This window comes from Rathayibacter sp. AY1E8 (assembly GCF_002931415.1).
In the GTDB taxonomy this organism is placed as follows: Bacteria; Actinomycetota; Actinomycetes; order Actinomycetales; family Microbacteriaceae; genus Rathayibacter.
In genome coordinates this window covers 1-11,373 of the sequence record NZ_PSVI01000077.1, presented here as the reverse complement: position 1 = coordinate 11,373, position 11,373 = coordinate 1, and the positions used below count along the sequence as shown (strand labels likewise).

Here is an 11,373-nt window from a genome sequence, read left to right as displayed (position 1 = left end):
GTCGAGGTCGACGACCACGAGCTTTCCGCCGGGGACCTTGTACTCGCCATGCATGACGCCAGCCTAGGCGCGAGCCGGGGCGGGGAAGCGCTCGCCCAGCCACTCCACGAGATCGGCCGTGACCTCGGCCCGGTTGAGCTCCTGGAACAGCTCGTGCCGCGCCTCCGGGTACACCCGCACCGAGACGTCCGTGTACCCGGCCCGCCGCCGGTAGGCCTGGGCGAGCGCTTCCCCGCCCCGGCTCGCGCCTAGGCTGGCGTCATGCATGGCGAGTACAAGGTCCCCGGCGGAAAGCTCGTGGTCGTCGACCTCGACGTGGTCGACGGGAGGTTCGCCGGGTTCCGCCTGGCGGGCGACTTCTTCCTCGAGCCCGACACGGCCCTCGACGACATCGATCGCGCGGTCGTGGGCCTCCCGGCCGAGACGGACGCGAAGTCCATCGCCGCCGCCATCCGGCAGGCGCTCCCGGCCGACGCGGTCCTGCTCGGCTTCACGCCCGAGGCCGTCGCGGTCGCGATCCGCCGCTCGCTGCAGAAGGCGACCAGCTGGCGCGACTACGACTGGCGCATCGTGCACGACCGGGCCGTCCCTCCCGCGACCCACCTGGCGCTCGACGAGGTGCTGACCGCCGCGGTCGGCGAGGGCCGTCGCGAGCCGACGCTGCGGATCTGGGAGTGGGACCAGCCCGCCGTCGTCATCGGCAGCTTCCAGTCGCTCCGCAACGAGGTCGACCTCGACAACGCGGCGAAGTACGGCGTCGACGTGGTCCGCCGCATCTCGGGCGGCGGCGCGATGTTCATGGAGGCGGGCAGCGTCGTCACGTACTCGCTCTACGTCCCCGGCGACCTCGTCCAGGGGCTGACCTTCGCCGACTCCTACGCCTTCCTCGACGAGTGGGCCGTCAGCGCGCTGCAGTCGCTCGGGATCGACGCGGTCTACCAGCCGCTCAACGACATCACCTCGCCCTCGGGCAAGATCGGCGGCGCCGCGCAGAAGCGCCTGGGCTCCGGCGCCGTCCTCCATCACGTGACCATGAGCTACGACATCGACGCCGAGAAGATGGTGCAGGTGCTGCGGATCGGCCGCGAGAAGCTCTCGGACAAGGGCATCGCCTCCGCCGTGAAGCGCGTCGACCCGCTGCGCAGCCAGACCGGGCTCAGCCGCGCCGAGATCATCGAGCGCATGAAGGCGACCTTCGTGCAGCTGCACGGCGGCGAGGCGGGAACGCTGACCGAGGAGGAGTACGCGGCGGCGGAGGAGCTGGTGCGGACGAAGTACTCGACTCCGGAGTGGCTGCGGCGCGTCCCCTGACCGGCGGGTCCGGGGCGGCGGTCGCCGGCGCGTGGACCCGGAGCGGTACGCGGCGGGCCGGACCGGCGGGCGCCCCTCAGCTCGCGAGGAGCTCCTGGTGGTCCGGGTGCTCGGCGATGAACTCGGCGACGAACGGGCAGGCCGGGACGATGCGCCCGCCGAAGCGCTCGTGCGCGTCGTCGAGGGCCGCCTCGACGAGGGTCTCGCCGAGGCCCTCGTGGCGGTGCTCGGGCGCGATCTCGGTGTGGAGGAAGACCACGTCGCGGCCGCGGACGGCGTAGTCCGCGACTCCGACGGTCTCGCCGTCGAGCCAGAGCGTGTAGCGGGACGAGTCCTCGTCGTGGCGCACCTCGGAGATCATCGCGCCACTCTACGCCGGAGCCTCCCCGGCATCCGTCGAGCGCGGGCGCGAGGCGCGGAGCGTGTCGCCGGGCTCGCGCGCACTGGCACAATTGCCGGGTGCCCAGGACGATCCAGATCGCGGACGGCGTCCCGGAGTCGCGGAGCGCGGTGTTCCACGCCGACAATCTCGAGGTCCTGCCGCAGCTGGCCGACGGCGCTTTCACCGTCGTCTACCTCGACCCGCCGTTCAACACGGGCCGGGCGCAGGTGCGCACCTCGACCACCTCGGTGCGCTCCACCACCGGCACGATCGCCGGCTTCAAGGGGCGCAGCTACGAGCGGATCCGCGGCGACCTGCTCCGCTACGACGACCGCTTCGACGACTACTGGTCGTTCCTCGAGCCGCGTCTGGCCGAGGCGTGGCGGCTCCTCGCCGACGACGGCACCCTCTACCTCCACCTCGACTACCGCGAGGCGCACTACGCGAAGGTGCTGCTCGACGCGCTCTTCGGCCGCGAGTGCTTCCTCAACGAGATCATCTGGGCCTACGACTACGGAGCGAAGGCCACGCGCCGCTGGCCGACCAAGCACGACACGATCCTCGTCTACGTGAAGGACCCGCGCGGCTACCACTTCGACTCCGCCGCCGTGGACCGCGAGCCGTACATGGCCCCGGGCCTCGTGACCCCCGAGAAGGCCGAGCGCGGCAAGCGGCCGACCGACGTGTGGTGGCACACGATCGTCTCGCCGACCGGCCGCGAGAAGACCGGGTACCCGACGCAGAAGCCGGAGGGGATCCTCCGCCGCATCGTGCAGGCGTCCAGCCGCGAGGGCGACGCCGTCCTCGACTTCTTCGCCGGCTCCGGCACGACCGGCGCCGTCGCGCACGCTCTCGGCCGCCGCTTCGTCCTCGTCGACGAGCACGCCGACGCGGTCGCCGTCATGCGCCGCCGCTTCGCCGCCCTCGACCCGGCGCCGCTCTTCCTCTGACGCGGGCCCTCTCGACTCCTCAGACGTCGCCGTCCTCGCTCGCCACCCCCGCGACTCCTGCGCACCGGCCGGCTCCCACTGTCCAGGAGTCGTCGCAGTCGAGTTCGGTCGCTCCCACTGTCCAGAAGGTGTCGCACTCGACATCGATCGCTCCGACTGTCCAGGAGTTGTCGCACTCGACGCCGACTGCGACAACTCCTGGACAGTCGTGGTGGGAGGCGCGCCTCCCCAGGTGCGGGATCAGGGGTTCGTCCACAGAATGCGGATCGCGGGAGACGGACGAGGATCACGGACCCCCAGAATCGCGGCATGTCCAGCACCGACCTCGGAGCCTTCACCCGGCGAGCGGCACTCCGCGCCGGGATGACGGACACCCGGCTGCGCACTCCCGCCCTGGCCAGCCCCTTCCACGGAGTGAGCACCCGGGTGGCGCCCGTCACGCACCTGGAACGAGCCGTCGCCTATCTGCCGCGGCTGCGGCCCTGGCAGCTCTTCTCCCACCTGACCGCGGCCGAAGCCTGGGGAGTGCCGCTCCCGGCGCGACCCGGCGAGGACGATCCGATCCACGTGTCGGCGACGACGCCGCACCGGCCCCCCAGGACCCGGGGTGTGATCGGCCACACCCTCACGGAGACGGACAGGGTCGAGCGGCACGGCCTGCCGGTGACGGGAGCGGTGTCGACGTGGATCGCGCTCGCGCCACTGCTGTCCGCCCGCGATCTCCTCGCGGCGACGGACCACCTCCTGTTCGAGCCGCGCTACCCGCGCCGGGACGATCCGCGTCCCCATGTCCGGCTTCACGAGCTGCAGGACCGCCTGGCCTCCCATCGGGGCCGGGGCCGACGCGGCCTGGCTGAGGCTCTGCGGCTGGCATCGACCGGAGCCGCCTCGCGGAGGGAGACCTGGCTCCGCGCTCTCGTCGAGGAGGCGGGACTGCCCGCGCCCGACGTGAACGCCGAGATCAGGATCGGCGGCCGACTGCTCGCGGTCGGCGATCTGGTCTTCGAACGGTGGAAGGTGGTGGCGGAGTACGACGGCGGCCAGCACCGGACGGACGACGCGCAGTTCTCACGCGATCGTGAACGGCTCCTGGCCCTGCACCTCGCGGGCTGGATCGTCGTGGTCGTCCGCGCGGAGGGTCTGACCCGGGGCAGGGCGCGCACGATCGCCGAGCTCCGTGCCGCTCTCGTGGCCCACGGCTGGCGACCGTGACGCACCCCGTCGACGGATCGACCCGCTCGTCCATCCCCGCCCCGCCGCCCGCGTCCGCCCCACCGTCCGGATCCGCCCGCCGGTCCGCATCCGATCGAGCACGCGGAGCCCTCCGACTACGCAGGAGTAGTCGCACTCGGCGTCGACTGCGACGACTCCTGGACAGTCGCGGGCCGGGGTCAGCTGCTGGCGCGGACGACCAGCGACGTCGGCATCAGCGTGCGGTGCTCAACGGGGAGCCCCTCGATGCGGGCGGTCAGCAGCTCCACCATGCGGGCGCCGAGCTCGTCGGGGAGCTGGCGCACCGTGGTCAGCGCGGGGACGGCGTTCCGCGCGAAGAGATCGTCGTCGAAGCCCACGACGGACACGTCCTCGGGGATCCGGCGGCCGGCCTCGCGGAGGGCGGCGTAGGCGCCGACCGCCATCTGGTCGTTCGCGGCGAAGACGCCGTCCAGGTCGGGGTCGCGGGCGAGGAGGCGGCGCATCGCCTCGGTGCCGCTCGCCGGCGAGAAGTCTCCCCACTCGACGAGGTCGTCGGCGAGGCCGGCGTCGGTGAGCGCGCCGCGCCAGCCGATCAGGCGGTCGACGCCCGGCGGCATGTCGGCGGGGCCCGCGATGGTGGCGATCCGGCGCCGGCCGCGCTCGATCAGGTGCGCGGTGGCGACGGCCGCCCCCTCCGTGTTGTCCACGTCGACGAAGTAGGAGCCGCGCTCGTCCGGCGAGAGCGGCCGGCCGCCGAAGACGATCGGCAGCGTGCCCGAGAGCGCCGCGTAGGAGTGGTCGCCCGAGTGGTGCGAGACCACGAGCGCGCCGTCGACGTTGCCGCCGAGCAGGTACCGCCGCGTCTTCTCGCCGTCCGTCTCGGACGCGATCAGCATCGAGAGCGTGTAGTCCGTGTCGGCCAGGCGCATCGCGGCGCCCTGCACGATCGAGGCGAAGAACGGGTCCGCGAAGACGCGCGCGGTCGACTCCGGCACGATCAGCGCGATCGACTGCGTGCGCCGCGAGGCGAGCATCCGCGCCGCGTGATTGGGCACGTAGTCGAGCTCGCCGATCGCCTTCTCGACGGCGGCCACGATCTCGGCCGCCACCTGCGGGGCTCCGTTGACCACCCGCGAGACCGTCGCGCGCGAGACTCCGGCCCGCGCCGCGACCATCTCGAGGGTGGGGGAGCGGCCCCCGCCGCGGACGCCCGTCGGCTCGCTCACGGGTCAGTCCAGGATCGCCGCGGCGCTGCCGCCGAGCAGTCGGGAGTAGACCAGGCCCGAGTCCTTCACGATCCGCTCCTGCGTGTCGTAGTCGACGCGCACGATGCCGAAGCGCTTCTCGTAGCCCCAGGCCCACTCGTAGTTGTCGAGGAGGGACCAGACGAAGTAGCCGCGGACGTCGGCGCCCTGGTCGATCGCGTCGGCGACCTTCTCGACGTGGTCGAGCACGTACTGCGTGCGGTCCGCGTCGTGCACGCGGCCGTCCTCGACGACGTCGTCGTAGGCGGCGCCGTTCTCGGTCACGTAGAGCGGAGGGAGGTTCTCGTACTCCAGGCCCAGGCGGGTCAGCAGGTAGCGCAGCCCGTCGGGGTTCACCTCCCAGTCCATCGCGGTGCGCGGCAGCCCTCGCGACGGGAAGGTGATGAACTCGGAGCCGACCCAGGGGGAGCCGACCTCGCGGTCGGTCGCCTGGGCGAAGTCGTCGGCTCCGGCCGGCAGCGGATGCGCCGAGACGTTGTCGTCGTGGTAGTGGTTCACGCCGAGGAAGTCGAGCGGGAGCGAGATGAGATCGAGGTCGCCGTCGACGATCAGCTCGTCGAGCCCGAGCCCTTCGACGTCCTCGAGCAGGTCCTCGGGGTACTCGCCGCGCAGCAGCGGGTCGAGGAAGATCCGGTTCTGGAGCGCGTCGAAGCGGCGTGCGGCGTCGAGGTCGGCCTCGTCCTCGGGGTCGTCGGGGACGGCGTTCGAGAGGTTGAGCGTGATGCCCAGGTTCTGCGCTCCGAGCTGCCGGAGCGTCGAGACGGCCAGCCCGTGGGCGAGGTGCGTGTGGTGCACGGCGGCGAGGGCCTTCTGCTGCGAGATCACGCCGGGGGCGTGCACGCCCGCCCCGTAGGAGAGCAGGGTCGAGCAGAACGGCTCGTTGAACGTCGTCCAGTGCTGCACCCGGTCGCCGAGGCTCTCGTAGACGGCCTCGGCGTAGTCCCGGAATCGCTCGGCGGTGTCGCGGTTCGCCCAGCCGCCGGTCTCCTCGACGGCCTGCGGGAGGTCCCAGTGGTAGAGGGTGAGCCACGGCAGCACGCCGGCGCCGAGCAGCTCGTCGACCAGGCGGGAGTAGAAGTCGAGGCCCTCGGGGTTCACGGCGCGGTCGCCCGGCTTCACGCGCGCCCAGCTGACCGAGAAGCGGTAGGAGCCGAGCCCCAGCTCCTTCATCAGCCGCACGTCCGCGGGCATCCGGTGGTAGTGGTCCACCGCGACCTCGGGGGTGTCGCCCTTCGCGACCGCTCCGGGGACGCGGGAGAAGGCGTCCCAGATGCTGTCCTCCTTGCCGCCCTCGTGGCCGGCGCCCTCGATCTGGGCGGCGGCGGTCGCGGATCCCCAGAGGAAGCCGGCGGGCCAGTCGCGGACGGCGAGCCGGTCGGCGCGGGCGACCTGCTCCGAGAGGCTCGGGGTCGCGGGGGAGGGGGTGGGGGCGGCGCTCATTGCGGACTCCTTCGGCAGCGGTCCGACCATCCTAGAGCCCCGGTGGAGCGCTCTCTCGCCCTGGAACGCGGGACATCGTGCCCCGGACGACCGCGAGGCGCCGCCTCCCCGGCCGGACACCGCGGTGAGGGCGGTGTCCGGGCGGCGGAGGCGGCGCCTCGGAGGGGAGGAGCGGAGCGCAGGATGCGGTCGGCCGGCGCTTCCCGATCAGGCCCGGTGGGCGCCGTGCCCGTCGCGTGGAGGAGCGGTGCGGATCGAGTCCGTCCGGACGTCCGGCTCGATGCTGCCCGCGGCCAGGTCGGCCCCGGCGCGCGCGGCCAGCTGCGGGTCCGTGCGGCGCAGCTCCTCCGCGCTGTCCTCGGCCGCGAGGTCGTGCGCCTCCTGCATGGCCGACTTCGCCCGCAGCGGCGGGGTCTTGAGGAACCACGAGAGCACGAAGGCCAGCAGGACCACGCCCAGCGCGACCTGGAACACGGTCACGGTCGCGTCGTTGAACCCGGTCAGGAACGGGGCCGACAGGGCGCGGTCCGCGGTGTTCAGGAACGACGTGTCCCCGTCGAGCGCGGAGCCGATCGCGGCGGTGTCCTGCGACTGCAGCAGCTTCAGGATCCCGGCGTTGGCCGGGTCCGCGGCGACGGCGGGGTCGGTGGCGGCCCGCTGCAGATCCGCCGCGAGCGCCGGGTTCTTGAAGGCCGCGGCGATGGTGTCGGGGATCCGGCTGAACAGCACCGAGAAGATCACGGCGGTGCCCAGGGTGCCGCCGATCTGGCGGAAGAATGTGGAGGCGCTGGTCGCGACTCCCATGTTCGCCACGTCGACCGAGTTCTGCGAGGCCAGGGTGAGGGTCTGCATCATCTGCCCGAGCCCGAGGCCCAGCATCAGCATCCCGCCCATCATGAAGATCACCGGCTTGTCGATCGTCACGAAGGTGAAGTAGAAGAACGCGGCCGACATCAGGAACGTGCCGACGATCGGGAAGGCGCGGTAGCGGCCCGTGCGCGAGATGATCTGACCCGAGACGATCGAGGCGATCATCAGGCCGAGGATCATCGGCAGCATCAGGAAGCCGGACTCGGTCGGCGTGGCGCCGTTCACCAGCTGCAGGTACAGCGGGATCGCCATCATGCCGCCGAACATGCCGAAGCCGACGAGGACGCCCAGCACGGTCGCCATCGAGAAGGTCGGCGAGCGGAAGAGCTTGAGGGGGATGAGCGCGTCGTCGCCCATCATCCGCTCGGCCGCGATGAAGCCGATGACGCCCAGCGCGCCGACGATGTAGCAGACCCACGCGATCGGCGAGCCCCAGCCCCACTCGCGGCCCTGCTCGGCGATCAGCAGCAGCGGTCCCGCGGCGATGACGACGAGGGAGGCGCCCCACCAGTCGATCCGCACCGAGCGCTTGCCGGCGGGCTTGGGCAGGTGGAGGAACCGCACGACGATGAAGAGCGCGACGGCGCCGATCGGGAGGTTGATCAGGAAGACCCAGCGCCAGCCGGTGATGAAGAGGATCTCGGGGGTGCCGGCGAGCAGGCCGCCGATGAGCGGTCCGACGACGCTGGAGATCCCGAAGACGGCCAGGAAGTAGCCCTGGTACTTGGCGCGCTCGCGCGGGGGCAGGATGTCGCCCATCACCGTGAGCGCGAGCGACATGAGTCCGCCGGCGCCGAGGCCCTGCACGGCGCGGAAGCCCGCGAGGCCGAGCATCGAGGTCGAGAAGCCGGCGAGCGTCGAGCCGATCAGGAACAGCACGATCGCGATCAGGTAGAGCGGGCGGCGTCCGAAGATGTCGGAGAGCTTGCCGTAGATCGGCGTCGCGATCGTCGAGACGATCAGGTAGGCGGTGGTCACCCACGCCTGCTGCGAGAGGCCGTCGAGGTCGTCCGCGATGGTGCGCATCGAGGTGCCGACGATGGTCTGGTCGAGCGAGGAGAGGAACATCCCCGCCATCAGCCCGAAGATGACGAACAGGATCTGCCGGTGCGACATCACGGCGCCGGACGGCGTCGAGGTCGGAGCGGATGGAGCGGAGGCGGAGTCGGCCACGGTGGTCCCCTTGTCTGGCGGACGCGTCCAGGCACGGCGATCCGCCGCAAACGTTGCGTGCTGCGCAAAGTTACACCGCGTGCGGAGAGCGCGACAGAGCGTCCGGCGAGCCTGAACGGGATCTCAGGGCCGCCGTGCCGGGGCCGTGCGTCAGGCCGGAGCGGGGACCGCCTCGTCCGCCCAGCCGGCCTCACGGAGCGCTGCGCGGGCCTCGGCTCGGGCAGAGTACGGCGTGCGCACGCCGAGGATGTCGCGGTAGTTCTGGTGCCCAGGACCGGCCCAGAGGATGGCGTCGCCCTCGTGCGCCAGGGAGACGGCGACGCGGATGGCGCGCTTGGGGTCGTCGACCTCGTGGATCTCGGCGTCCGGACGGGCGGCGCGGGCGGCGTCGACGAGGGTGCGCCGGATCGAGGCCGGGTCCTCGAAGCGCGGGTGGTGGTCGGTGACGACCAGCACGTCGCTGCCCAGGACGGCGGCTCCGGCCATGGCCGGGCGCTTGAGCGCGTCCCGGTCGCCGTCGGCGCCGAACACCATGACCACGCGGCCGGGAGTGACCTCGCGGACGGCCTCCAGGGTGCGGGCGAAGGCGTCGGCGCTGTGTCCGAAGTCGACGTACACCGTGGGGCCGCGGTCGCCGGAGACGCGCTCGGTGCGGCCGGGGAGGGAGGCGTCCACTCCGCCGTCGCGGTGCAGCGCGGCGCGGATCTCGCCGATCGGCCGACCGGACTCGATCAGCATCACGATCGCCAGTCCGGCGTTGGCGGCCATGTGGGTGCCGATGATCGGGACGGAGGTCGTGATGGCACGGCCCTCGCGGTTGCCGATCCGGAAGCGGGTGCGGCCGAACTCCTGCTCGAGCACCGTCACGGTCCAGTCGGCGTCGACGCCCGGGAGGGAGGTGATCGTGGTGACCGGCACGCCGGCGACCTCGACGAGGCGCGCGCCCGCGGGGGAGTCGAGCGAGACGACGGCCCGGCGCGCGCGATCGGGCTGGAACAGCTGGGCCTTCTCGCCGAAGTAGGTGTCCATGTCGCCGTAGTCGTCGAGGTGGTCGTGGCTGAGGTTCGTGAAGCCGGCGACGTCGAAGACCACGCCGTCGACGCGGTGGCGGGTGAGCGCCTGGGCGCTGACCTCGATCGCGGCCGCGCCGACGCCCTCCTCCTCCATGCGGGCGACGAGCGCGTGCAGCTCCGTCGCCTCCGGGGTGGTCAGGCCGCTGGTCACCGAGGTGTCGCCGATGTGACGCTCAGCGGTCGAGCTGAGGCCGGGCACGACGCCGAGCTGGCGGAGGATCCCCTCGAGCATGTGGACGGTCGACGTCTTGCCGTTGGTGCCGGTCACGCCGAGCAGCACGGGGGAGCGCTCGGCCGTCCCGTAGACGGCGGCGGCGACGGCGCCCAGGCGGGAGCGGGGGTCGTCGACCACGAGGACGGGCAGACCCGTCGCGCGCGCGGCATCGGCGCCCGCGGTGTCGGTCAGCACGGCGGAGGCGCCGCGGGCCACGGCCTGCTCGACGAACTCGGCCCCGTGGCGGTTGACCCCGGGCAGGGCGACGAAGAGGTCGCCGGGCTCGACGTCGGAGGCGATCAGCGTCACTCCGCTGATCTCGGCCGTCAGGCCGCCCTCGTCGCCGATCTCGAGCGTCCGAGCGAGGGCGGCGAGAGGGACGGAGGGTGCGGTGAGGGGTCGGAGCATGGGGTCCTTCCATCGACGGCTCCGTGGGGGGCCGTGCGGCCGAGGGGGCGGTCGCACACGGAGTCGTGGCTGTCACTCAAGCTAGGGGGTCTGCTTATGTGAATCCTTAGAGGATATGCGCGACCCGCGTGGAGGGGCACGGGTGGACAGAACCGATCGCCGGTGCTTCAGCAGATGCGCAGGAACGGGTCTGTCTAGGCTCGGAGGATGACGTCGAACGAGAACGAGCCGACCGATGGGCGCCCCGTCCGCCGCCGAGCCCTGGTCATCGGGGGTGTGGCCGCCGCGGCGGGCCTGACCGCGCTGGGGGTCGGAGCCGCCATCGGGAACGGAGCGCCGGCGCCCTCGCCGACCCCCTCGACGGCGCCGCCCGCTCCGTCGCCCTCCGCCGCCGCGACCACTTCGGCGCCCACAGCGGAGCCGACCGCCACTCCGACTCCCACACCCACTCCCACCGCCTCCGGGATCGACCTCACCGCGCAGTCCGTCGACGACCCGGCGAGCACCTGGGTCGTCGTCAACAAGCTGCGGACGCTCGCGCCGGTCGACTACGTCCCCGCCGACCTGACCTTCCCCGACGTGCCCTACGTCAACCGGCAGCCGATGCGCCAGGCGACCGCGGACGCCCTCGTCCCGCTCTTCGCCGCCGCCCGCTCCGAGGCCGGCCTCTCGCTGGCGGTGCAGAGCGCCTACCGCTCCTACGACACCCAGGTCAGCGTCTACGCGGGCTGGGTGTCCTCGCGCGGGCAGGCGGGAGCGGATGCGACGAGTGCGCGCCCGGGGCACAGCGAGCACCAGACCGGCTGGGCGGTCGACGTGGTGGGAGCGTCGGGCGCGTGCGCGCTCGAGATCTGCTGGGGCGACACTCCGGAGGGGCAGTGGGTCGGCGCCAACGCCCATCGCTTCGGCTTCCTCGTGCGCTACAAGCCCGACGCCACTCCGATCACGGGGTACGAGTCGGAGCCGTACCACCTGCGGTACGTCGGGACCCAGCTCTCCGGGTACCTGCACGACTCCGGCATCGCGACGCTCGAGCGCGCCTTCGGCCTTCCGGATGCGCCCGATTACGCACCGGGGACCACTTCCTAGGCGG

10 protein-coding genes are annotated in these 11,373 nt (G+C 72.4%); 4 read left to right on the top strand and 6 right to left on the bottom strand.

The annotated features are described in order from the left end of the window. Window positions 1–63 precede the first annotated feature (63 nt). Window positions 64–267 (bottom strand): hypothetical protein, encoded by a 204-nt coding sequence (locus C5C74_RS15805; protein ID WP_104351868.1) that lies wholly within the window; start codon window positions 265–267, stop codon window positions 64–66. On the opposite strand from C5C74_RS15805, the gene C5C74_RS15800 reads away from it, so the two are divergent. After that, window positions 262–1,311: a biotin/lipoate A/B protein ligase family protein gene (locus tag C5C74_RS15800; RefSeq protein WP_104225162.1), complete on the top strand. Its 1,050-nt coding sequence runs from the start codon at window positions 262–264 to the stop codon at window positions 1,309–1,311. The two genes, C5C74_RS15805 and C5C74_RS15800, sit on opposite strands and share 6 nt — an antisense overlap. 76 nt (window positions 1,312–1,387) lie before the next feature. Here the strand turns inward: C5C74_RS15800 and C5C74_RS15795 are convergent, their stop codons facing one another. Beyond that, window positions 1,388–1,672 carry a GNAT family N-acetyltransferase gene (locus tag C5C74_RS15795; protein ID WP_104351867.1) on the bottom strand — a complete coding sequence of 95 codons (285 nt, stop codon included), beginning with the start codon at window positions 1,670–1,672 and terminating at the stop codon, window positions 1,388–1,390. 98 nt (window positions 1,673–1,770) lie between these two features. Here C5C74_RS15795 and C5C74_RS15790 point away from each other — a divergent pair, with 98 nt between their 5' ends. Further along, on the top strand, window positions 1,771–2,643 hold the full coding sequence (locus C5C74_RS15790; RefSeq protein WP_104225160.1) for a site-specific DNA-methyltransferase: 873 nt from the start codon (window positions 1,771–1,773) through the stop codon (window positions 2,641–2,643). Between the two features lie 309 nt (window positions 2,644–2,952). Then, on the top strand, window positions 2,953–3,855 hold the full coding sequence (locus C5C74_RS15785; RefSeq protein WP_104324876.1) for a hypothetical protein: 903 nt from the start codon (window positions 2,953–2,955) through the stop codon (window positions 3,853–3,855). Window positions 3,856–4,034: 179 nt separating this feature from the next. Here the strand turns inward: C5C74_RS15785 and C5C74_RS15780 are convergent, their stop codons facing one another. The 4 genes from C5C74_RS15780 to C5C74_RS15765 all read right to left on the bottom strand — a co-directional run bounded on the left by C5C74_RS15780 (window position 4,035) and on the right by C5C74_RS15765 (window position 10,280). Next, window positions 4,035–5,012, bottom strand: a complete 978-nt coding sequence (locus tag C5C74_RS15780) for a LacI family DNA-binding transcriptional regulator (protein WP_104225165.1) — start codon at window positions 5,010–5,012, stop codon at window positions 4,035–4,037. Between the two features lie 54 nt (window positions 5,013–5,066). After that, window positions 5,067–6,542 (bottom strand): GH1 family beta-glucosidase, encoded by a 1,476-nt coding sequence (locus C5C74_RS15775; RefSeq protein WP_104351866.1) that lies wholly within the window; start codon window positions 6,540–6,542, stop codon window positions 5,067–5,069. A gap of 207 nt (window positions 6,543–6,749) precedes the next feature. Further along, a complete protein-coding gene (locus C5C74_RS15770) occupies window positions 6,750–8,528 on the bottom strand; it encodes an MDR family MFS transporter (RefSeq protein ID WP_104226227.1) in 1,779 nt (592 codons plus the stop codon). A 207-nt stretch (window positions 8,529–8,735) separates the two neighbouring features. Then, complete coding sequence (locus C5C74_RS15765) at window positions 8,736–10,280, bottom strand: Mur ligase family protein (RefSeq protein WP_104269404.1); 1,545 nt, start codon at window positions 10,278–10,280, stop codon at window positions 8,736–8,738. Window positions 10,281–10,487: 207 nt separating this feature from the next. Here C5C74_RS15765 and C5C74_RS15760 point away from each other — a divergent pair, with 207 nt between their 5' ends. Beyond that, window positions 10,488–11,369, top strand: coding sequence for a D-alanyl-D-alanine carboxypeptidase family protein (locus tag C5C74_RS15760; RefSeq protein ID WP_104351865.1), 882 nt, complete (start codon window positions 10,488–10,490; stop codon window positions 11,367–11,369). Window positions 11,370–11,373 lie beyond the last annotated feature (4 nt).